This window comes from Lysinibacillus pakistanensis (genome assembly GCF_030123245.1).
Taxonomy (GTDB): domain Bacteria; phylum Bacillota; class Bacilli; order Bacillales_A; family Planococcaceae; genus Lysinibacillus; species Lysinibacillus pakistanensis.
Window position 1 is genome coordinate 3,745,698 of sequence record NZ_CP126101.1, and the last position, 21,313, is coordinate 3,767,010.

The window sequence follows — 21,313 nt, forward strand, 5'->3', positions numbered from 1 at the left end:
TTAAAATAATGAATCTTTTCCTTTTATAGTTATGTATACTAGTAGATATTGTTTTTTTACCAAGAATAGGAGATGAAAGAAATGAACAAATTTTTTAAAGTCTTAAGTGTTGGAGCACTTGCATTAACACTAGCAGCTTGTAACAGTAGTGCTACCCCAACGAAAGACACAACTAAAAAAAGTACACTTACTCTAGAGCAAGTGTATGACAAAGCGGTAGATCGCCAAGCAGACGTTAAAAGTGCTAGTGCCAAAATGGAGATGACCCAAGAAACAAAAATGGGGTCAGGCGAAAACGCGATGGAATTTACTAGCGATTCAAAAATGGAGATGGATGTAGTTACTGAACCACTTGCTATGCACGTTACAGTTACAACGACAGCGCCAGATATGCTTAGTGAAGGCGACCAAAATACCGAAGCATCAGTTGAAATGTATATGAAGCAGGATTTAGGCATTTTTGTAAAAGACGAAACGTCATCTGATGATAAATGGTTAAAGTTACCAAGTACTGATATTGATGCGATTATAAAAGAAACTGCATCACCCGCAAACGCTAAGGAACAATTAGATCAGCTGAAAAAATTTATTGGTGATTTTAAGTTTGAGCAAACAGATGATGCATATGTTTTAACATTAGACGCAAAGGGCGATAAATTTAAAGAACTTATCGATTCTGAGATTCAAAAATCAATGCAAGAGCTTAACCTTCAAGAAAACCCTCTTGATAACTTAACGATTGATAAAATGAACTACGTGATATACATTGATAAAGAAACTTTTGATACAAATAAAATAGATGTGATTATGGATATGAAAATTAAAGTGGAAGATGAAGAATTATCAACAAAAACGAAGACAGTTATTACATACACTGAATTCAACCATCTAAAAACAATTGATATCCCACAAAGCATTATTGATAATGCTAGTGATGTTGCACAATAATTCATTGAAAGCCAGTTTCCTCCATTAAGGAAACTGAGCTTTCTATTTATTATCAATAAACATATTTCACAATCATATAATATTTTTCTCAACATATAGCATAATAAGTATCTAATATAGACTATTATCACTATTAGTCGTTAATTTAAATAATCTTGCCCTAGATCACCCACATTTTTTTATGAAGTACCAGAGATTATTTTATGCTCAATGGAGCTAATACAGATAATTATTACCATGTGATTGGGCAAAAGATATTGCTATAATTTACTGAGAGGGAGTGTGTGAATTATGGCTATAGAATTTCAAGCAATTTCTACAACATTGGGTATCTCTTATTTCGATGTTGTTACATATTTAATTCCTAAGCAATGTCCCCATTGCTATGTCTGGATGATTCCATCGACAATCGATGCCAAACAGCTATCTTATGATTTACATTTTGATATGAATTTTCTTTCACATTCGTGTGTAGGTTGTAGAAAAAATTTTGTTACTACACATTTCCGTAAAACTTCAAATAATAGCATTACTTTTCATTCTGTTTATCCAGAGATGACAAATAAAGCTGTTCCAATTATTATTGCTGAATTTTCTCCGCAATTTGCTAATATATATAGACAAGCTGCATTGGCAGAAAATTTGGATCAAATTGAACTAGCAACGACTGGCTATCGAATGGCATTAGAAATTCTAGTAAAGGATTATTTAATTGCTGAGTTTCCAGAGCTAGAAGAACAAATAAAATATTCGAGCTTGCATCAATGTCTGACAGAATATTTTAAAGATATCTCTAATTCTGTCGCAGCCCATGTTGTAAAATCCTTGAGTAATGACTATGTCCATTATATAAAAAAGCATACTCACGCCGGTTTTGAAGAACTTAAGTTTTATTTTGAGATCTTTGTAAATGATATTGAAACTAAATTAAAATTTAAAAAACCAATTATTAAAAAAGCAAATATGCTTAGTAGCATGTCATAGCATAAAAAGGTGCCTAATTTTTTTAAGCACCTTTTTTCAATCCTTTACTTAGTCTGCAACATTCTCCCTATTTAAGAGAGGCAATTGTCTGCCAATATTTCAATATTACAATGGGATTCGATATAGCTTATCATCATTTGTTAATGGATTACCACGACCATCCGTATTATTACTAATGAAATATAGATATTGATTGTCTACGTAAAGATCTCGAATGCGACCAAGATCTGAAACTAGCTCTCTTTTTTCCAGCGTTTCTATAGAAAATTCCAATATTGCCGCTCCTCTTAATGCTGCCACATACAATTTCTCTTCATTATTATCCATTCCTGAAGGAGCCCAAGTCGTATCATGTCCAGATGTAACAATTGGGGCGACCATTCCTTGCTGTTCTTCACTGCCTTCTATATTCGGCCAACCATAATTTTGTCCTTTTTGTATAATGTTGATCTCATCATTAGCTGAATTTCCATGCTCACTCGCATACATCCTGCCGTCTGATGTCCATGTCAAACCTTGAGGATTGCGATGGCCAAAGCTATAAACATAGGAATTAGGAAAAGGGTTATCATCCGGGATAGATCCATCTAAATGTAAGCGCAGAATTTTTCCTTCTAGTACGGATAAATCCTGAGCTAGCATAGGCTCCGTAGCATCGCCAACTGTTGCATAAAGCTTGCTATCTGGCCCAATTTTTAATCTACCTCCATGATGGTATGTGCCACTATTAATACGATCAACTAGCAAACGCTCTTCCTTCCATTTGTTCCCCTGTAGCATCAAAGTGATAATCCGATTAAACTGTTTAGAGCCTTGAACATACGTATAATAGGCATATGCCCTTTTTGACTCAGGAAAATCTGGAGCAAGAACAAATCCTAATAACCCAGCCTCTGAAGCAGTAGAAAGCTCCTTATTAAGTTCAACATGTTGTCTTTCTACTTTTCCGTCTTCAATTTTTACAATATTCCCTGGTCTCTCAGATAAATAAAAAACATCGCCACTTTTTTGAATAGACCAAGGTGCATGTAGATTATCAGCGATAATTTCAAGATTTGAAGTTGTTAAGTTTGTAGCATTTTCAGGTTTTTCATCTTGCTTGATTTTGGTGCACCCTCCAAGAACACACAACAGTAGTAGTAACAATAATATATTCGCTTTTTTCATCAGCGATCCTCCCTTCTAATTTTGTTACTGACAGTAGTGTACAAAAGAAAAAGACGTCATTTAGACGTCTCATGTTGTTGAAATACTATTCTGACAATGAAATCAAGGTGACAAATTAAAAGTATAGTCCTTTTTCAAAACGAGGGGTTGATCTCCGTTCCGACTGAGTGCTTTCCTGGGGGCGTCCGATGAGCCGCTTCACTCGCGCTGCTCGCTCCAGGGTCTCATCTGTGACGCTGAATCCCCGAGGAGTCACTCAGTCTACACTCCAATCAACCACTGCTCATAGTATTTTCTTCTGCCATTTCACACAAATGTATAGTGATAAATTTGAAGTCTTAGCCATCACTATATTGTGCAAAAATGGAGCTTTGATAACATTTTTCTATGTGTATGCAGAGCGACAAAAATGAAAAAGTAGTTTTATCATAGAAAGTAGGTTAACAGCTATAGAATTGTACCACTATTCTATCTATTTAATGATGGTGAGTAACATGTTTTTATTTTACTTTTGAGGGAAGAGAATATTTAAAGTTCTACACTATTGTTGATTGGAGTGCAAGGCTACTCGACTCCCGTGGGATAGCGAGACAGACGAGACCCTGCACGGAGCGTCAGCGCAGGAAGCGGCTCGTCGCTCGCCCACAGGAAAGCGAGTAGCCTGGAACGGAAATCACCTTCATTTTGGCTAAATATTCATAAAGAGTCCCTTGACCATTTAGTTTTTCAACACTATGAGACGTCATTTAGACGTCTCTTCTACTATATCTACAAAGGAATCAAATTCTAATATCTCACCTTTAGCCTTTGTCTTTTCCAGCACCTCTAAATACTCTTCTTTCCGATCGATGAGTCGTTCTTGCTGCAATTTCTGATATGAATGAAGAAAATCATCACTAGCTGCTTTTCCCATTAACTCACCTCATTTAGTAGTATTAATTAGCTCTATTATAATATTGGCAATTTTTTCTGACAATTAAATTTTCTTTTTTGATTATTACGTACTAAATTTAATGAAGGATAAAAGACTTAAAACCGTACTAAGTGATATTATTTTTTATCTAAATGAATCCTCTATTTTAATGAAAGTACGGAAGCACTCTTTTTTCTACAACCTGCTCACCAGCACTTATCCATCTACTTTTATCATGAATATGACCATCCTTGTCAACTGGTGTCTGAAATTGACTTACTCCTGAAGCATCTAGTAAAGAGCCCTCATCATAATCTAAGCCAACATTTGCCACATGCTTTATGACAAATGGGTTTTGGAAGCGTATTTTGGCATCTTCGTTATCTAGCTCTCCTTCTGTTACAACAAACGGCACGCGTAAATAAATTGTCTCTCCGCCTTCTTTCCACAATACCGTATCAAAGCTTCCTTTATAATACTCCCAGTTACCGCCAATGGTAAATCCACGACCTTCGATTTTATCGCGTAAATAGCCAAATCCAATTTCTTTTCCAACTATTTTTGAATCAAATTGTAACAATTTTGACCCCTCCTTCCTGTTACTCGTTAAAAGTCTATCCTAAAAAGAGGAATTACAAACTCTTCTAGTAAAAAGTGTTGATAATGGTAAAGGTGCTTGTTTTTCATTCAAAATGAAAAATGACAAAACGCTTATTAACTTGCCCGTTTTATTTGGGATAAATATGTACTTATGAAGCCAATCCATTTACACTATAATGGTAAAGTGAAAACCAATCTGCCTTTTTAAATAATCATTTATGTAAAGGAGTGTTAGCGGAAATGAAAAAATTTGTAGTTAGTATGATTCTATTACTTTCTCTCTCGTTTTTTCTTGCTGGCTGCGGGAGTAAGGATGTACCCTATGACTATGAATATGATCGCTAAAAATCCCATAGAAAGTCTCGAAACCTTGAACAATACAAAGTTTCGAGACGACTATTTAGCCCTAATATATCCATTCTTTAAGGCTACATTGATAATGACCTTTTAACTTATAAAGGCAAAAGCTACATCTTTTCAAAAAAACAAAAAGACTATAGAACAAATAGGGTTAATCGCCCGATGTTCCATAATCTTTTATATTTATCTTGACCTCATATGTGATGGGTACCTCACTGAATGTTTGATCCCAATTCTTTTTAACCTTTTCCCATACTTTAGGATATTCAATTCTTAAGCTATTGCCAAATCCCGAAACATCAGTTTGATATTGTTGCTGTATCTTCTTTAATACATTGTCCATCAAGCGCTCTACTTCTTTTTTTGTCGTTTGTTCTGCTATTTTCAGAAATTTATTGTCAAATGTTTGTTCTGATAGCACCCAATGTTCTGCAATTCTACCTTCAGACTCTATTTTGACATGGAATGAAATACTGTCTCCCTTAACAGAGGGAGAAATTTTACTTTTTATAGATAGTGCCTCATATATGATAGGCTGATTTGTCTTTTCGTCAAAACTTTCGATTAAACCGCCTTTAGCTTTTCCAGTTATCCATGAAATTCCTTCTAATTCTAATGCATTTAAAGAACCTCGAAATGTTTTTGTTTTCCCCTCGATGACTGCAGCACCCACAAATTTTACTTCTCCATTTTCTGAAACTACATGTTGTAACAAAAAGCTAGCATTCGAATTTAATTTCCCCTCTAACTTGGCAAATGTCATAGGAGGCAGAATTTTAGATGTTCTTTCATGACCTTGAATCATTTCCCTAAGTTGAAACGCTGGAATTTTTGTCTGTTCATTTGATTCAAGTATGTCACTAGCACGATTTTTAGCAATAAGCAAAACACCACTGGGCCTTATCTCCAGCTCTCTTAGAAAAAAGTCCAATGTCTGTTTTAAATTCAATGTACTCGCTAAGTCCTCTCCAATAATAATTACTTTAGAATGTTCTGCAAAGGCCCGTTTGTCAATTTTCAATAACATATTTCGTAAAGTGGGAAGTACGGTATCTCCAGTTTCAGAAACATTTTTATAGGCTTGTTGATGGACAGTCCCTCCTTTTGCTCCAGTAGCAGTTGTCTCTGAGGTTACTAATTGATTGGTTATCGTAATGAGCTCTCTATTTGAAGATCTCCCTTCTTGCTCCTCCAAGCTTCCCGAATAATCACTGTTTGTAGCTAAGTCCAAGGAAGTGCCTGCTACTAGACCTAAATCTTCTATTTCTTTATTACTCCAGCATCCTGATAGAGGTAAAAGGATTAAGATTAACATCGCCCCCAACAGAAACCTTTGATACAAACGCATTAATGTCATGCTTTTTCACCCTTCAGTTTTGAAATAATAAGTAAAAATATCGGTAGTATACCGAAAAGAATAATAGCTGCATGGCCTATCAGATTGCCAAATTTAAATAGATCATTTATATTTTTTGGCGTCATTGCAATTATATATATAACAGGCAGTAAGCCAAACAAGAAAGGTTGAATATTAGTTTGAAATAGTTGAGCCAGGCCTAATGCAGCCGCATAATAAGTAATTGTAAATGTAGCAAATATTTGCATAATCCATATGACAAGTAAAAAGGATTCGAATCGTTCAAAGATTAAGCCCGGAATTTCAAAACTTCTCATCAGTTCAATTGTTGGCCATGTTCTTGTCACAACTCCCTCTATAGATAATGCCCCAATCACCATTACAACAGTAATCACATAAAAAATGAGAGGAATTATTAAGCCAACTAATACGATTCTAACAGCCTTTGTTTTGTCAGCTGGCTTCATAAAGGCGACTAGTAGCAACATAATTTCTGGTCCTAAAAATGCCAGTGTAGCTGTTTTTATTCCTTTTAACATCGGGGTAACACCTAAGCCTAATACGGGACGAAGATTATCTAGCTCAAAAATTCCAAAGCTTAAAAAGGCAACTAGCAAGAAAATAACAAATGTAATGGGAAAAATGATTTCAAATAGTCGAGCAATCGAGTTTATACCGCTACTAACCAAATATAAGCCAACCCACATAAAGGGCAGAATGATTGCCCAGGTGGGGGTGCCCTCTAACAAAAAAAGAGAGGTCACCTCGGCCATTGTCCTGACCTCAAATGCAGAAATTGTAAAGAAATAGCTAATAATCAGCAAGCTTAGCATCCAGCCAAGCCATTTTCCAACAATTTCTTGATTGTACTGATAAAAGGTTTTTTCAGGAAATTGCTGACTTAATTTCACAATAATAATTCCTGCAATCATCGCAATAATTCCGCCTAAAAAAACACTAATCCAAACATCTGGCGTTTTCACCTTCTCTACAGATGCTCGAGGCAGTGTAAGAATTCCAGTTGCAAGAATATAATTGACAAGGATAACAAGTGCCTGTGAAGAGCTAATTTTATCTTGTGAACTAATTATCATGCTAAGTCAATGTCCTTTCTAGAGGATTAATCTTTGCGGATAGGATCTTTCGTATGCAGCATCTTAGGACGGCGCTTCATCATCATTAATGGCATTCGAACCATAAAATCTTTCCAATCACTCGCTCGATATGGAATAGTTGGGCTTACATAGGGAACGCCAAAGCTTTTTAGTTTTACTAAATGACTACATAGAAAAAGGAAGAACAATACAACCCCAAATAATCCAAATATTGCCGCAAAAAACATCGAAACAAATCGAAGCAATCGTAATGTTATACCTGCACTGTATTGAGGTATAGCAAAAGAAGAAATCGCTGTTAAAGCTACCACAATGACCATAATTGGGCTCACTATTCCTGCTTGAACTGCAGCTTCTCCAATAACCAGCCCTCCCACAATTCCCATTGTCGGTCCTATAGGTTTAGGTAGGCGAAGTCCAGCTTCTCGTAATATTTCAATAGCTACCTCCATAATTAATGCCTCTATTATTGCAGGAAAAGGAACTCCTTCTCTTGTTCCCATCATGGACAATGCTAGTTTGGTTGGTATTAAGCCTTGATGAAAAGAGACAAATGAAATATATAAGGAGGGTGCTAAAAGCGTAATTCCAGCCGCTAGATATCGGAGCAGACGAATTAATGAACTGGGTAGCCAACGCTCATAATAGTCTTCAGGTGATTGCAATAGCATGCTAAAAGTAACAGGAACAATTAGGGCATAAGGTGTGCCATCAAGCAAAATCGCTACTCGTCCTTCTAGCAAAGCCCCCATCACTCTGTCAGGCCGTTCTGTATTCTGTACTTGTGTAAATGGGCTAAGGAAATTATCCTCTATCAATTGCTCTATATACCCCGATTCAGGTACATCATCTATATTTATTTTGTTGATTCTATGTTTGACCTCTTCAATTAAGTTGGGATCAGCAATCTCTTTTATATAGGCAAGGACTAACTCTTTTTTGGAGCGCTCACCAACCTGCATAGGAATCATAGATAGGTCACAATTTTCTCCATGCTGTCGTAATAAAGCTGTATTATTACTTAACGTTTCTGTAAAACCTATCCTTGGACCTCTAACCAAGGCCTCCGATACAGGCTCTTCAATACTACGCAATTTATTTTTTGTGGTACCCAAAATAAACACATGTTGCATACCGTCCACTACTAATAAAGTGGATCCAATCAATACTTTCGCTACAGATTTTTTGACATCCTGCTCCTTTGTTAAATCACTAACTGCAAGAACATGATTTGTTATATGCTCTTGTAAATCAATGTGATTTAATTCCTGATTTTTTGTTTCTGAAAAGCTACCCATTAGTGAAGATAAAATATGTTTATCAATCATCTCTTTATCAGATAATCCTTCCAGAAAAATGATTGCTGCACGATTACCAGTGCTACCAAGATAAAACTCTCTAAAATGCACATCCCAGTTATGTCCAATTGCGTTTCTTATAAAGGAGAGGTCTTGGGTAATATCACCTGTAAAATCAGTGAGCGAAACTTGAACATGCTTTGAATTTATCCATTTTTGTTTTTCAACTTCTGTTGTTTTGATTTCTAGCATTCCATTTTTCTTCCGATGAAGTATCAATCCATTAAACAATTTGTACAGAATATAAGGAATAAGAAATACCAAAAACCCTTGCAGAAATACTCCCCATTCTGGTATGTAGGATACCACCTTTCCCCACATCATTATCACCCTCACTAACTGCTTTCTACTTCTATAATTTCATTTTTATCTATCCATTCGCTTTTTAAACTTACAATAAGCAATCTTCGTCAAATAGGTTTTATAAAAGAGAATATGGTATATTATCTACATTGAATAAATAGAAGGTGAAGAAATATGCTAGAAGTTAGTGAAAGTAAATTAGCACAGTATATCATCCATTTTATAAGCGACTCACTTGTGCTAGGTGAGGAATCGTTTACACATCCCGAAGTCATGCTAGAAGCCGCTTTTACACAACTAGCATTTAGTAAAATCGATTTAGAGCAGCAGTATGAATTTTTCCATGAAACTAATATTGCCTTAAATGAGGTATATACATATGTTAGTGCCATTTTTAAAGAGGAAAAGAGCTTTCTTGAGCAATCCAAAAGCATCGCCAGACATTTACATAGTGTCTCTCAGCATCCTAATATTAAAAGCGGTGAATTATTTATTGGCTTGTTTGACAATTGCTTCTTCATGAATGAAGCTAAAAAAATTGTTGCCATTGTTAAATTTGATGAGAAAGAAATGTTTTTAGATGTTAAAAATGATCAAAACAAAATGATTATTCATGGTATTGACGGCATTAATGTAAAAAAGATCAATAATATGGCCATCATCGTGGATATGGGTGAGGAACAGGTACCTGCTGTATTTATTAAAACAAAGAGAAAAGAGGATATTGTCTATTGGCAGGAGCGCTTTTTAAAGATTAAGGCAGCGGATGAACATTATCACAAAACGAATTTGGCGTTAACTGAATGTAAAAAGTATATTCTTAAAGAAGACAATTTTTCAAACACAGAAAAACTAGGATTATTAAATAAAACGCTGGATTATTTTAGAAATGAGGATGAATTTCAAGTAAATGAATATATCGAAACGGTATTCGATAAAACAGATTCTACACAAAGGGATATAATCATAAATTCTGTAAAGCCCTATGAAACGATCATTTCTGAAAGTGCACTTGAAAAGGCCGAAAAAAAATATAAACGTAAAATAAAGCTAGATTCCAATATTGAAATTCAGGTTAATGTACAAAATATCGAGCAGGTAGATGAGCTTATCGAAGTAGGCTATGATGAAGCTACAAATCGTAAGTATTATAAAATTTATTTTCAGGAGGAAATCTAATCAAACCACAATATGCTCCTATTAGGTTGACAAACTGTTAGCTAATGGGAGTATTTTTTAGAATTTCCTGAAAAATACACACTCACAATTGTTAATATGTTACAATTTAATTACTTTATAAGGGGGTTTTTATATGACAATTATTGATGAATTACAATATTACATGGATAGTGCTTCCATTGGAATTGTACTTGAGCTTCTCCTAGTAACCACTTGCCTTTCAACTATTATCTATGTGGTCACTAAAAATCAATATATTTCATACTTATCATCGGCGCCAATATTTTACTTTATGTCCTTCTTCCTCTATCACAATTCTCACTTTATCCTGCTAATAGTAGCCATGACGATTCAAGCTTCTGTTATCCTCTTTATTCAAAAGAAAAATCTGTTTAAAGTACTTATAGAAAAAGACCATACTTTAAAATCTAATTAGCCTGACTCAAGCTGCAAACAATGGCAATTTGCAGCTTGTTCCTAGACATGTCCAAACTTTAATGCTCGTGCCCAATCAGGTCTATTTAGTTTTTCACTTTGCTTTATCGCATCAGTTACATCATAGGCAATATTTATTTGCGCGAAAATCCAATCGCTATCATGTTTTTCCACAATCGTATAATTAGCAAAGGGTGTCCCCGATTCCATTTTATAATAGAAGGGCTCATCTTCCTCATATGCAGGCAAGCCAACACTTCCAGGATTAACAATAACCTTGCCATTTGGTAAATAAACAATGGCTGGTAGATGAGAATGACCACAAAATATGATATTTTGTGGAATTTCCTTAACTAAATTCATTATGTCTTGTGGCTGCTTTAAAATTGCACCGTTTAGCGTTATATCATGTAACAAATACTGCTCATCACTTTCTGGAGAGGCATGACAGAAATAAAAATCTTCTGTCTGAATGGAAAATGGCAGATTGTTTAACCAATCTTTATGCTCATTCTCCAGCATACCTATTACATATTGCGCAGTCGGATTGTCTGATGATGCTTGTAACAACATACGATCACAATTTCCGCCAACACTTTTTATGTCCATTCTCTTTAATAAATCAAATGTTTCTAACGGGAAAAGCGGTCCATACAAAATATCACCCAAATTATAGATACTTTCAATATTTCGTTGCTGTATATCATCTAATACGGCCTTTAACGCTTCTTTATTGCCATGAATATCTGATAATACTGCCATTTTCATAATTTTCCCACCTTATTATATTGGATTAGTCGTCTTATGATCTTCTCTTTTTTAATACCATAGCAAAACCTTAGCACTAGGAACTACTCTATACAAATTAAACAACAAAAAGGACTAGGTTCAAATGATTGAAATACCTAGTCCCCTCTGCTTGTAGAAATAAGACATTGACAAGATTACATGAATAGCATACTACATCGTTCTAAACAAAAACTGAACAAACTTATTCTAGTAATCTTGATTTTAAACATTTATCTTCATTTTTCTACTTATACTTTCCATCCCTAAATGTTTATAGAATTCAATTGCATTGGTATTGAAGTCCCAAACATTTAATTCGATAGATAAGGCCCCTCTTGCCTTAGCCCATTCTTTACATCTTTCAAATAGCAATTTTCCAATACCATGCTTTTGAATTTCTTTTTTTACACCAAAATCATGTATATAAGCATATTTACGCTGAACTAAAGATGGAAACGAGGGAGAAGATTCAATGCTGATGACAGCAAAACCTATAACAGATTCACTATTCTTTGCAATAAAAATATTACTGTCGTTATCTTTAAGTAGTTCTTTAAAATAAGATTTAGGCATAACCGATTCGACACTTTTGAAAACAGTAGGTTCTTCAATTACATGTTCTTCATGTCCTTCTTTTACAAGAGTATTCAAAGCAAAATAATCCTCATTTGTTGCTAAACAAATATTAATTTTCAACTTATACCCCCAAAATATCCCTTTTATGAATATTATAGCAGGAATGATCGTGAATAAAAGTGTAATGTCATAACCGTAAAAACTTCAATGAAATTTGAAAAAAGCTTTAAATAACATACAAGTATGACACGATACGTATTTAGAGACAACTATTAGCGCATTCGTTGTTTGCTTTTTAGACTTTCATACATTGTTGACTGAAATGTTATAAAAATGAATCGTTTCTAAGATGTACATTGTTTTCGTTATCATTATATTTAATTAAATATACGCAGGGTTGTCCTATAAATCATCAAAATAAACTTTTGGGGTAGTCCCTACTAAATATTAATAATTAATTTATAAGTTTTTGATTATATTCAACCCACTTTTCCATCTCTCTCTCCACTGCACGGTTTTGCCATTCAAACCAAATAACTGAACATTCACTACAGTGGCTATCTACGCCCTTTTTTCCATTCATATCTTTACATGTAAAGATAGTCTTTTTACGACAGCTGTAACAGTAAATTTCTACATCTTTATAAAATTCCATTGCTATCAACTCCTACAATTTACACCTATTCCTTTCCGTTTTTCTTATAAATTATTCTTATGATGTCAAATTCGATTTAAGGCTGGAATTATCAGATCAAAAAACTAGGAAAATGAATAAGCCGAGGTTGTGATTTACACAAACTCGGCAATTTAAAACCTGCTCAAGAGCATTTTCACCTTCTTTGATTATAATTTAAATTAGATTACAATTGCTCTTCCATAGTATTCGTAAACCCCAGCCCTCACATAATTTCATTCCCTATTTCAACTAGAAATAATTGTTCAACCTTTTATCCCTAACCTTTACACCCAACGAATAAAAATAACCCTCTAAAAAGGTAGTGCCCCCTTAAAGTTAGAGTTTTGTTTATTCATCTTAACGAAAATCATCACTTCTACACATCTTTGTACATTTTTTATTAAAAGGATATTATAGTGTCACCTTAATGGCATAGTGCCGGAAACGGTCTATTTAATTGAATACGTGATGAACTGCGTCTTTTCAGATTCGTTTTTTTATTGTTGAACTATTACCCTTAATTTTCAAAAAGTAAAGTTAACTAGACAAAAAGACAAATTAACTTTACAATCAGAAGAAAGAAGAGGTGATTACATTGCTGGTTAATCGTGTGAAGGAATTTAGAGCAAAATATAATTTAACACAAGGAAAACTCGCTGAAAAAGTCGGGGTAACCAGACAAACTATTGTATCATTGGAAAAAGGTAGTTATATTCCTTCACTCCTTTTGGCAATGAATATTGCGGAAGTTTTCAATGAACCAATAGAAGAGATTTTTACCAAAAAGGAGGAAGAATGATGAATATGTCGTTGACTGTTATTTTAAGGACTTTGTTATATGCTTCGTTAGCTTTTATGGTTTATGATTTTGTTAAAATTCAACAACAATTTGAATTAATGAAGAGAGGTTATTTAGACGGATTTTCTGTTTATATAAGTAAATTACCAGGGCAATTATTTATAGTTATCACAATCATCTTATTACTTATGAATGTTATCCAACTAGTCGTTGTGAAAAAGAATAAACAGGCGAAAATTAAAGATTATATCCTTCCCGAATATGATGTTTCAGATGAACGTTCTATAGAAGTTACAGGAAAAGCAGTAAGAATTTCTTTTGTTTTTATATTATTTTATTCCTTTTTTATTCTTGGTTCATATATGTTTATTCCGAATTATTTTCTAGATTATATTTGGTATCCTATGTTTTCCACGGCTTCTATACCTATAGTCGGTCTAATCATCTATCTAATATCTTTTAGGGTTATATATTCCCGTTAAAAATTGTTAATTCTTTGCAAAGAAAGAACCCGTTTTGATATCAATCTTTTTTCAAAAAGGGTTCTTTTAAGTTAGCGTAAGATGTGGGTTTGTGAGCAAACTGTATTTCAAAGCTACATTTAGAAAATAAAGTAAGTATTCTTTATCACAATTAATTTACCATTAAGGATATATTTTAACCAAAAAATAAACAAGGTTTCCGGTTTTTTATGTACATATAAAAAAGCACAGGCTCAAAGCACCTGGGCTTAAATTGAATCATTCAATACAAAGTTAAGCATGATAACATTCACACATAGCTTCAATTCTACACTTCTAGCTATTAATTATTTTTGTCTGAAATCTATATGTGCTTTTTGCTAGTGATTACTTTTTCAATGGATTCGTATTTAGTAAGAATGGTTGTTATTATTGTTAATCTTGGAACTGTTAAGTAAGTTAAAACTGAAGAAACAATACCAATAAAAGCACCTACAAGTACATCTAATGGATAATGAACACCTACCCAGATGCGTGAAACTCCTACTAATATTGCTAACAAAATCCAGATGACCCATCTTCCTTTTTTAAACAACCAAAATGACATACAGAATGAAAAAAATAAAATAGTATGATCGCTTGGAAAAGAATTATCTACTGCTTTTTCTATTAACTGATTTGTATTTGAAAGGACAGCGAATGGTTGGTGATTAAAATGGAATAACCCTGCAAATTTCCCCATAGTTTCAGCCAAAATAAAAGCGATACTTGCACAAATGATCATTATTTTATTTTCTTTATTTTTTGTAAACCAGAACATAATAACAAAAAAAGCTAAGAAAAAAACTGTGTATTTAGCAATAATAATCATTGGTAAATTGATAAATTGAAATTCTTTCCCTAAACTATTAATCATTGTGAAAACATCATTATTTATTTCTGATATATTCAAGACACTCTCTCCTTTAAAGCTTTATAGAGCTATATTAAGAAAAAAGGTATCTTTAAACCATCACTTAAGGTGACAATCAATAATTGAATCTAACATTATTGTCACTTTGATTTAAAACTCTTTTTGATTAATACGGGACTACATAATGATTCAATAAATAGTTTCAAGACATTATCAATAAATTAACACTTTTAATCAATATGAGTTGTAATTTGCGAGGTAAGTATAGTGAAATACAGTAATTCTTTATTTTTATGGCTCATCCCCCTAAAGAAACATTTCATTTATAAAACAAAAAACGCTTGTATATCCAAGCGTTTTTTCTCTAAGAAGATGTTTTCACATACATTTGCAATACTTTTTTATCAATTTTTCCAACACTCGTTTTTGGCAATTCATCGATGACAATAAATTTTTTTGGTATTTTGTAGCGCCCTAAATGCTTGCTGCAAAGCTCTTTTATTTCCTCTATGATCGTAGCTGCTCTATCCTGACAAACGATAAATGCCGTTACGATTTCACCCCAATAGTCATCGGTCACACCAATCACCGAAACCTCCTGCACTTTCTGATGGCGTAAAATACATTGTTCCACTTCCTGCGGATAAACATTTTCACCACCAGAAATAATCATTTCCTTACTGCGCCCGACGATATAAAAGTCACCATCCTCATCCATCATTGCTAAATCACCAGTTTTTAACCAGCCATCTTGTATAATTTGTTCGGTATCCTGCTGATTATTCCAATAAAATCGAAACATATGCTTTCCTCTGACGAAAAGCTCTCCGACTTCACAAGGGGCACATGGATCACCTGTACGATTAATAATTTTAGCTTCGTTAAATTGCATGCTCTTCCCGACTGCACCCTTTTTCAAATAAGCATCCTCTCGAGCAATATAAAAATTGTTCGGCCCTGCTTCTGTTAAGCCATAGCCCTCTTTAAAAAATAAGCCCTTTTTAAAAAATTCATCATAAATCGGATATGGACACGGTGCACCCCCTGATAAAAATACTTTCATAGAGGGGAAGCCACTCTTCTTAAAGTAGTCTGTTGCAATCATCGCTTGGTACATCGTTGGCACAAAAAGCGATATGGTTGTCTTATATTGATTAATGGCCTTAAGAGCTGTTTCTGCCTCGAACTTATCGCCAATCACAACCGTTCCACCAGCCATTAGCAGTGGAATACATAGGGCATTTAAACCTCCTGTATGAAACATCGGCATATAATTTAACGTACAATCACTGTCATTTAAACCCCAGCTAATGATTGTGTTAATGGCATTCCAATTAATAGAATTAAAGGACAGGACGACCCCCTTCGCTTGCCCAGTAGTGCCCCCTGTATAGATAATCAGCCAAGGGTCATTTAAATCTACTTGGCTAATGCTTAGAAACGTATCAAATTCATTCAGCACTTGTAGAGGATGCATGTTCTCTAAAAAGAGAGGACAATTCATACCTTCCTCGTACAATAATAAGGATGGTGTAGCATCAATTAAAATATCATTTAATTCTTTTAAGCTCATGCGCCAATTTAACGGTACATAGATAAGCCCTCTTATTCCACAGGCGAATAATACGGCAAAAAGTTGGATGTGATTCTTCGAAAATACAGCTACACGACTTCCTGCCTGTAAATTTTGGTGCTCAAAAAAACGACTCCATTTTGTAATTTCATCTGTTAATTGCTTATAAGTCCACTGCTCCTGTGTTTCTAAATTTACCAATGCTAGTCGATTAGGTGTTAACGATGCACGTTTGAAAATCCAGGCTTGCTCTACAAACATTTTGAAAGCCTCCTTATCACATCATAATTGCTCCATCCACATGAAGCGTGTGACCGTGGACATAAGAAGCCTCATCAGATGCTAAAAATAAATAGGCATTAGCAATATCTCTAGGTGTACCTAATCTTTGCAAGGGCACGACTGCGCGCATTTGAGCAAGAACGTTTTCTGGCATCTTTTTCACCATTTCGGTTTCTGTAAAACCAGGTGCCACCGCATTGACATTGATGCCCTTACGCCCTAATTCCTTCGCCCATGTTTTTGTCATGCCGACGATTGCAGCCTTTGTTGCAGCATAATTGGTTTGACCAACATTTCCATATACACCACTAACGGAAGATGTATTAATAATTTTACCCCCACCAGCAGCCACCATATGTGGAATAACCTCTTGTGTGCAGTGAAATACCCCAGTTAAATTCACATCGAGGACCTGTCGAAACTGATCTTCTGTCATTTTTGTTAGCATCGCATCACGAGTAATTCCTGCATTATTTACTAAAATATCAACGCTGCCCGCGTGCTCTATAACCGTTGACACCAGCTTCTTGACACTCTCTCTATCCGCAACATCTACTTGCACAAATAATGATTTATCTCCTAAATGATGGGCAGCTGCAATACCAGCCTTCTCATCAAAATCTGCAATAAAAACGAACGCACCTTCTTCAATAAATCGTTCAGCAGCAGCATAGCCAATCCCGTTAGCAGCTCCTGTAATAATGGCAACTTTATTGTTTAATCGCATAATTCTTCCCTCCAATTTCTAAAAAAGCCTCGATTTCGGATGTTAGCTGTGGTAAATCATCAATTAATGGTGAATGCCCACAGTCTTTTAAGCTGACAAATTGTGCATTTGCACCTAAATCGAGCATAGTCTCATCATTCATTTCTTCTGTTATGACATAATCACGATCCCCTCGTAACACTAAAATGGGAATAGTGATTTGTTGTGCTTCATGTGTGCCCTTAACAACTTCATTATCAATACCACTAATATTAAAAACATTTAATGCATGATAAACTTCAGCTAAATTTCTTTGTGTCAGCATATCCTCCACGTATTGCTGATATTGTTCCGTACTAGGCTGCTGATGTGTATAAATAAGTGCATTCCAAATGGACTGTAAGCCTTGAGCATTTTTCGAATCGTAGAATCCTTGTACCAATTTCGTTTTAGATGTATCAACTAGCACCTCGTTATAGGTAAATGCTCTCTTTAATGAACCTTGATTGCTAGTACCTAAATCTGTGTAAAATGGATAGCCTCTGGTAGATGCTGAGGCTAGTAAAATTAGTCGTTGACAATAGCCCGGATAATTCGCAACAAACTGCATGCTTACTGCTCCACCTGTTGACCAACCTATCATGTCAAATTGCTTCAATTGAATGGCGTCAACAAAAAGCTTTACATCATCGCTAAAATCTTTAATAGTGGAAATTGGCTTGTGATAAGATGAACCACCAAATCCCCTTAAATCGATCGCATAAATTGTATACTTTTCATCCAACGAGTCTATAAGGACATCCCAATGTTTGGAAGATGTCATATTACCATGAATAAGTAATAAAACATGTTCTCCCCCTTGACGTTTACGATATGCAAGCGTTTCTCCATTTGAAAGTTGAACTGTTTTTAACATCGCACTTCCCCCTTATCCCCATCGAATTGTCATAGCTCCCCAGACATAGCCAATACCAGCACTAACAAGTGTGACAATGTCTCCATCTTGAATACGACCTTCTTCTAATGCCAGCTGCAATGACAAAATTTGATCAATCTGTCCAATATGTCCGTACTCCTGTAAATAGATGGATTGTTCCTGCTGCAGACCTAGTTCGGATAATATATAATCATGAGCAGATCTTTTCATGTGAAGCATCGCTAAATAGCTTATATTTCCCTCGTTTAATCCACTTTTCGCTAAAGATGTTCGAATCACCTTCAAAAAATTGCTTAAGGATTTTTGTTCAAGGCGCTCTTTCATCCCAATCGGATCGATGACATCGAGCTGATATAAATGATGCTCTAAATCATAAGCCGTCAAAGGTTTCTTAGTACCTCCAACAGGTACGACAACATCTTCCGAGAAAGAGCCATCCGTCATAATATCCGCCTCTAATAACTGATTTTTATCAAAATTCTTTTGTAAAATGATGGCGCCTCCACCTGCAGCTAAATTGTACATAAAGCGTGTTCGTGGATTACTGTAATCAATAAAATCAACATTTCGATAGCCGCCTGCTAACACAATGATTTGAATAGAATCATCTGATGCCATTAAGCTTTTTGCTAGTTTAAGAGCCATAATTGTCGTACCACATCTTAATTGCACATCGAATGCCCAAGCATTCACGGCCCCAAGCTCCTCCTGCATTTTGATCGAAGCCGTCCACAGTGGATACTCTTTATGCTCCTCCCCCATATAAATAACAACATCAATGTCCTTCGGCTCGATATTAGCCTTGCGTATTGCCTCCTGAGCTGCCCATACAGCCATTTGAACTGTATGATCATGCTCACCAGGAACAGGCTTTTCATGGATACCCATTTTTTGTCGAATAATATCTTCTGGAATAGTAGAACGGTCTGCTATTTCTTTAGATGTCATTTTTGTTTGTGGAATATAAATTCCGGTACTTACAATACCTACAGTCATTCAAATCGCTCCTTTTCCTGCGACAGGGCAACTGATACTTTGTCTTTTTTCTTTAGCTTTAATCGCCATTTCCAATACATCATGCGAAGTGATCCAATAATTCCTTTCGGGAAAAAGATAACAGCTAAAATATAAAGAATCCCAAAGAAAATAATCCAACGTTCAAATATCGGATAATCACGTGCCAATCCTGAAAGTGCATGTTGTGCATATTCAATAACAGCCGCTCCAAGCAATGGTCCAACTAATGTGCCAACACCACCAATAATTGTCATTAATAATGCATCTAATGTGATATCCATTGTCATGACACTTGTGTTGACGAATCGAAGTGATATAGCATATAAGGAGCCTGCTAAACTTGCAACGGTCCCTGCGACAACGGATGCAATCACTTTATAATGCAAAGTGTTGTAGCCCAATGATTTTGTTCGTTGTTCATTTTCTCGAACAGCGATTAAAATCCGACCTGTTGGGGAGTTAACGAAGCGATAAAGTGCGATAAAAATAAAGACTAAGCATGCTAATACAAAGAAATAAAACGTTATTCTGTCTCTAAAAATTTCCGGTGCTCTAAATGTAAAACCATCATTTCCGTATGTGACAGAGCGCCATTTTTCTGCCACTACTAAAAATAGTCCTGAAAAGGCTAGTGTCAGCATCGCAAAGAAATGACTTTTTAACCTAAGCGTTAATAATCCTACTAAGAAGCTAATGAACCCTGCGATGAATAGGCCGACAACAATCGATAATATAAAGATCGAAAGCGTGTTATCCATTTGTTTCAGCATGACAGATGTTGTGTACGCCCCTATTCCAAAAAACATGGCGTGACCAAACGATACAATGCCTGTGTAGCCTAGCAGAATGTCATAACTCATCGCTAAAATACCGAAAATAAAGATCTGTGTTAATAAAATCATGAGTGTTCTTGAATCATTGACGTAAGGGAGAAGCACTAATATTACCAGCATGAGGAAAAAGCCTACATACTTTAATGAAAGCTTATTTTTCATGTTGATCTCTCCTTTCGCATTGCAAATAAACCTTGTGGACGGAAAATTAATACTATAGCCATTAAAATCATATTGACCGCAAGCGATAATACCGGTACATAATAAGCCATAAAGCTACCTGCTAATCCGACTAAAATTGCCGCAAGTAGAGAGCCCGAAAAGCTGCCCATTCCTCCGATAACGACAACAATAAAGCCTAAAATCGCATATTCCATACCCATTTCAGCATAGATAACACCTGAATACGGAGCCATTAACATGCCGCTAAGTGCCGCTAATGCTGCACCAACCATAAAGACATATAAAAATACTCGCTTTATATGAATCCCGAGTGCCTGTGCCATTTCTTTATCCTGTACACCAGCCCGAACGATTAGCCCAATTTTTGTACGCTTCAACATGTACTGGAAAATACCGAAAATCACAAAACCTACTACAATAATAAATAATCGATATTTAATGATAATAACGTCTCCAATTTCCCAGCTACCTGCTAAATAACTTGGCGTTTTCACTGCCACACCATTAGGTCCAAAGACAACTTTAATCATCTCTTGTAACACAAGCATAAGCCCTAATGTAATTAAAATTTGCTGAATATGATTGCCATAAACAGGGGTAATAATTAATTTCTCTGTAATAAAGCCTAAAAGTGCACCTGTGACAACGGCTCCTATAAGGCCGATTAAAAAGCTCTCGGTGAACATATACGTAAATATCCCTGTATAAGCCCCCCAGACAAATAATCCACCATGTGCAAAGTTTAAAACATCCATTAATCCAAAAATTAACGTAAGACCAGCTGCCAGTAAAAAAATTAACATGCCCGTCGCTAGGCCATTAATGACTAAATTTACGAATAGCTCCAAT

Annotated in this window: 22 protein-coding genes; 6 read left to right on the forward strand and 16 right to left on the reverse strand. The window is 35.2% G+C overall.

Annotated elements, in window-relative coordinates:
- Nucleotides 1-81 precede the first annotated feature (81 nt).
- Both QNH24_RS18660 and QNH24_RS18665 read left to right on the forward strand, forming a co-directional pair.
- A complete protein-coding gene (locus QNH24_RS18660) occupies nucleotides 82-948 on the forward strand; it encodes a DUF6612 family protein (protein WP_283869013.1) in 867 nt (288 codons plus the stop codon).
- Between the two features lie 291 nt (nucleotides 949-1,239).
- Nucleotides 1,240-1,932 carry a hypothetical protein gene (locus tag QNH24_RS18665; protein WP_283869014.1) on the forward strand — a complete coding sequence of 231 codons (693 nt, stop codon included), beginning with the start codon at nucleotides 1,240-1,242 and terminating at the stop codon, nucleotides 1,930-1,932.
- Between the two features lie 105 nt (nucleotides 1,933-2,037).
- On the opposite strand, the gene QNH24_RS18670 is transcribed toward QNH24_RS18665, so the two are convergent.
- From QNH24_RS18670 to QNH24_RS18695, 6 genes are all read right to left on the reverse strand, one after another.
- Nucleotides 2,038-3,099 (reverse strand): PQQ-dependent sugar dehydrogenase, encoded by a 1,062-nt coding sequence (locus QNH24_RS18670; RefSeq protein WP_283869015.1) that lies wholly within the window; start codon nucleotides 3,097-3,099, stop codon nucleotides 2,038-2,040.
- Nucleotides 3,100-3,841: 742 nt separating this feature from the next.
- Nucleotides 3,842-4,012, reverse strand: a complete 171-nt coding sequence (locus tag QNH24_RS18675) for a hypothetical protein (RefSeq protein ID WP_283869016.1) — start codon at nucleotides 4,010-4,012, stop codon at nucleotides 3,842-3,844.
- Nucleotides 4,013-4,178: 166 nt separating this feature from the next.
- Nucleotides 4,179-4,592: a YugN family protein gene (locus QNH24_RS18680; protein WP_283869017.1), complete on the reverse strand. Its 414-nt coding sequence runs from the start codon at nucleotides 4,590-4,592 to the stop codon at nucleotides 4,179-4,181.
- 531 nt (nucleotides 4,593-5,123) lie between these two features.
- On the reverse strand, nucleotides 5,124-6,320 hold the full coding sequence (locus tag QNH24_RS18685; RefSeq protein WP_430675540.1) for a Ger(x)C family spore germination protein: 1,197 nt from the start codon (nucleotides 6,318-6,320) through the stop codon (nucleotides 5,124-5,126).
- A gap of 5 nt (nucleotides 6,321-6,325) precedes the next feature.
- A complete protein-coding gene (locus QNH24_RS18690; protein WP_283869019.1) occupies nucleotides 6,326-7,423 on the reverse strand; it encodes a spore germination protein in 1,098 nt (365 codons plus the stop codon).
- Between the two features lie 26 nt (nucleotides 7,424-7,449).
- Complete coding sequence (locus QNH24_RS18695; RefSeq protein WP_430674136.1) at nucleotides 7,450-8,994, reverse strand: spore germination protein; 1,545 nt, start codon at nucleotides 8,992-8,994, stop codon at nucleotides 7,450-7,452.
- A 285-nt stretch (nucleotides 8,995-9,279) separates the two neighbouring features.
- Here QNH24_RS18695 and QNH24_RS18700 point away from each other — a divergent pair, with 285 nt between their 5' ends.
- Both QNH24_RS18700 and QNH24_RS18705 read left to right on the forward strand, forming a co-directional pair.
- The gene (locus QNH24_RS18700) at nucleotides 9,280-10,284 is read left to right on the forward strand and encodes a nucleoid-associated protein (RefSeq protein WP_283869020.1); all 1,005 of its coding nucleotides are present in this window, start codon (nucleotides 9,280-9,282) and stop codon (nucleotides 10,282-10,284) included.
- Nucleotides 10,285-10,417: 133 nt separating this feature from the next.
- Nucleotides 10,418-10,720 (forward strand): hypothetical protein, encoded by a 303-nt coding sequence (locus tag QNH24_RS18705; protein WP_054771353.1) that lies wholly within the window; start codon nucleotides 10,418-10,420, stop codon nucleotides 10,718-10,720.
- Nucleotides 10,721-10,761: 41 nt separating this feature from the next.
- Here the strand turns inward: QNH24_RS18705 and QNH24_RS18710 are convergent, their stop codons facing one another.
- The 3 genes from QNH24_RS18710 to QNH24_RS18720 all read right to left on the reverse strand — a co-directional run bounded on the left by QNH24_RS18710 (nucleotide 10,762) and on the right by QNH24_RS18720 (nucleotide 12,739).
- Nucleotides 10,762-11,487 (reverse strand): metallophosphoesterase family protein, encoded by a 726-nt coding sequence (locus QNH24_RS18710; RefSeq protein ID WP_283869021.1) that lies wholly within the window; start codon nucleotides 11,485-11,487, stop codon nucleotides 10,762-10,764.
- Between the two features lie 243 nt (nucleotides 11,488-11,730).
- A complete protein-coding gene (locus tag QNH24_RS18715; RefSeq protein WP_283869022.1) occupies nucleotides 11,731-12,204 on the reverse strand; it encodes a GNAT family N-acetyltransferase in 474 nt (157 codons plus the stop codon).
- 334 nt (nucleotides 12,205-12,538) lie between these two features.
- Nucleotides 12,539-12,739: a hypothetical protein gene (locus tag QNH24_RS18720; RefSeq protein ID WP_283869023.1), complete on the reverse strand. Its 201-nt coding sequence runs from the start codon at nucleotides 12,737-12,739 to the stop codon at nucleotides 12,539-12,541.
- A gap of 607 nt (nucleotides 12,740-13,346) precedes the next feature.
- On the opposite strand from QNH24_RS18720, the gene QNH24_RS18725 reads away from it, so the two are divergent.
- Together QNH24_RS18725 and QNH24_RS18730 are read left to right on the forward strand one after the other, a co-directional pair.
- Nucleotides 13,347-13,559 carry a helix-turn-helix transcriptional regulator gene (locus QNH24_RS18725; RefSeq protein WP_054771354.1) on the forward strand — a complete coding sequence of 71 codons (213 nt, stop codon included), beginning with the start codon at nucleotides 13,347-13,349 and terminating at the stop codon, nucleotides 13,557-13,559.
- On the forward strand, nucleotides 13,559-14,041 hold the full coding sequence (locus QNH24_RS18730; RefSeq protein ID WP_283934514.1) for a hypothetical protein: 483 nt from the start codon (nucleotides 13,559-13,561) through the stop codon (nucleotides 14,039-14,041). The genes QNH24_RS18725 and QNH24_RS18730 overlap by 1 nt, the downstream gene beginning before the upstream one ends.
- 343 nt (nucleotides 14,042-14,384) lie before the next feature.
- Here QNH24_RS18730 and QNH24_RS18735 read toward each other — a convergent pair whose 3' ends face one another.
- The 7 genes from QNH24_RS18735 to QNH24_RS18765 all read right to left on the reverse strand — a co-directional run bounded on the left by QNH24_RS18735 (nucleotide 14,385) and on the right by QNH24_RS18765 (nucleotide 21,312).
- Entirely contained in the window at nucleotides 14,385-14,972 is a 588-nt protein-coding gene (locus tag QNH24_RS18735) for an undecaprenyl-diphosphatase (protein ID WP_283869025.1), read from the reverse strand.
- Nucleotides 14,973-15,297: 325 nt separating this feature from the next.
- Entirely contained in the window at nucleotides 15,298-16,767 is a 1,470-nt protein-coding gene (locus tag QNH24_RS18740) for a class I adenylate-forming enzyme family protein (RefSeq protein ID WP_283869026.1), read from the reverse strand.
- Nucleotides 16,768-16,783: 16 nt separating this feature from the next.
- Nucleotides 16,784-17,515, reverse strand: a complete 732-nt coding sequence (gene fabG / locus QNH24_RS18745; RefSeq protein ID WP_054772275.1) for a 3-oxoacyl-ACP reductase FabG — start codon at nucleotides 17,513-17,515, stop codon at nucleotides 16,784-16,786.
- Nucleotides 17,499-18,410 (reverse strand): intracellular short-chain-length polyhydroxyalkanoate depolymerase, encoded by a 912-nt coding sequence (phaZ, locus tag QNH24_RS18750; RefSeq protein WP_283869027.1) that lies wholly within the window; start codon nucleotides 18,408-18,410, stop codon nucleotides 17,499-17,501. The genes fabG and phaZ overlap by 17 nt, the downstream gene beginning before the upstream one ends.
- A 12-nt stretch (nucleotides 18,411-18,422) precedes the next feature.
- Complete coding sequence (locus QNH24_RS18755) at nucleotides 18,423-19,427, reverse strand: 3-oxoacyl-ACP synthase (protein WP_283869028.1); 1,005 nt, start codon at nucleotides 19,425-19,427, stop codon at nucleotides 18,423-18,425.
- On the reverse strand, nucleotides 19,424-20,443 hold the full coding sequence (locus QNH24_RS18760; protein WP_283869029.1) for a branched-chain amino acid ABC transporter permease: 1,020 nt from the start codon (nucleotides 20,441-20,443) through the stop codon (nucleotides 19,424-19,426). Before QNH24_RS18760 ends, QNH24_RS18755 begins: the two co-directional genes overlap by 4 nt.
- Complete coding sequence (locus QNH24_RS18765) at nucleotides 20,440-21,312, reverse strand: branched-chain amino acid ABC transporter permease (protein WP_283869030.1); 873 nt, start codon at nucleotides 21,310-21,312, stop codon at nucleotides 20,440-20,442. Before QNH24_RS18765 ends, QNH24_RS18760 begins: the two co-directional genes overlap by 4 nt.
- Between the last annotated feature and the right edge of the window lies 1 nt (nucleotide 21,313).

Coding starts and splice junctions, on each gene's coding strand:
- QNH24_RS18660 (WP_283869013.1), top strand. CDS start 82: ATGAACAAATTTTTTAAAGTCTTAAGTGTTGGAGCACTTGCATTAACA.
- QNH24_RS18665 (WP_283869014.1), top strand. CDS start 1,240: ATGGCTATAGAATTTCAAGCAATTTCTACAACATTGGGTATCTCTTAT.
- QNH24_RS18670 (WP_283869015.1), bottom strand. CDS start 3,099: ATGAAAAAAGCGAATATATTATTGTTACTACTACTGTTGTGTGTTCTT.
- QNH24_RS18675 (WP_283869016.1), bottom strand. CDS start 4,012: ATGGGAAAAGCAGCTAGTGATGATTTTCTTCATTCATATCAGAAATTG.
- QNH24_RS18685 (WP_430675540.1), bottom strand. CDS start 6,320: ATGCGTTTGTATCAAAGGTTTCTGTTGGGGGCGATGTTAATCTTAATC.
- QNH24_RS18690 (WP_283869019.1), bottom strand. CDS start 7,423: ATGATAATTAGTTCACAAGATAAAATTAGCTCTTCACAGGCACTTGTT.
- QNH24_RS18695 (WP_430674136.1), bottom strand. CDS start 8,994: ATGCTAGAAATCAAAACAACAGAAGTTGAAAAACAAAAATGGATAAAT.
- QNH24_RS18700 (WP_283869020.1), top strand. CDS start 9,280: ATGCTAGAAGTTAGTGAAAGTAAATTAGCACAGTATATCATCCATTTT.
- QNH24_RS18705 (WP_054771353.1), top strand. CDS start 10,418: ATGACAATTATTGATGAATTACAATATTACATGGATAGTGCTTCCATT.
- QNH24_RS18710 (WP_283869021.1), bottom strand. CDS start 11,487: ATGAAAATGGCAGTATTATCAGATATTCATGGCAATAAAGAAGCGTTA.
- QNH24_RS18720 (WP_283869023.1), bottom strand. CDS start 12,739: ATGGAATTTTATAAAGATGTAGAAATTTACTGTTACAGCTGTCGTAAA.
- QNH24_RS18730 (WP_283934514.1), top strand. CDS start 13,559: ATGAATATGTCGTTGACTGTTATTTTAAGGACTTTGTTATATGCTTCG.
- QNH24_RS18740 (WP_283869026.1), bottom strand. CDS start 16,767: ATGTTTGTAGAGCAAGCCTGGATTTTCAAACGTGCATCGTTAACACCT.
- fabG (WP_054772275.1), bottom strand. CDS start 17,515: ATGCGATTAAACAATAAAGTTGCCATTATTACAGGAGCTGCTAACGGG.
- phaZ (WP_283869027.1), bottom strand. CDS start 18,410: ATGTTAAAAACAGTTCAACTTTCAAATGGAGAAACGCTTGCATATCGT.
- QNH24_RS18755 (WP_283869028.1), bottom strand. CDS start 19,427: ATGACTGTAGGTATTGTAAGTACCGGAATTTATATTCCACAAACAAAA.
- QNH24_RS18760 (WP_283869029.1), bottom strand. CDS start 20,443: ATGAAAAATAAGCTTTCATTAAAGTATGTAGGCTTTTTCCTCATGCTG.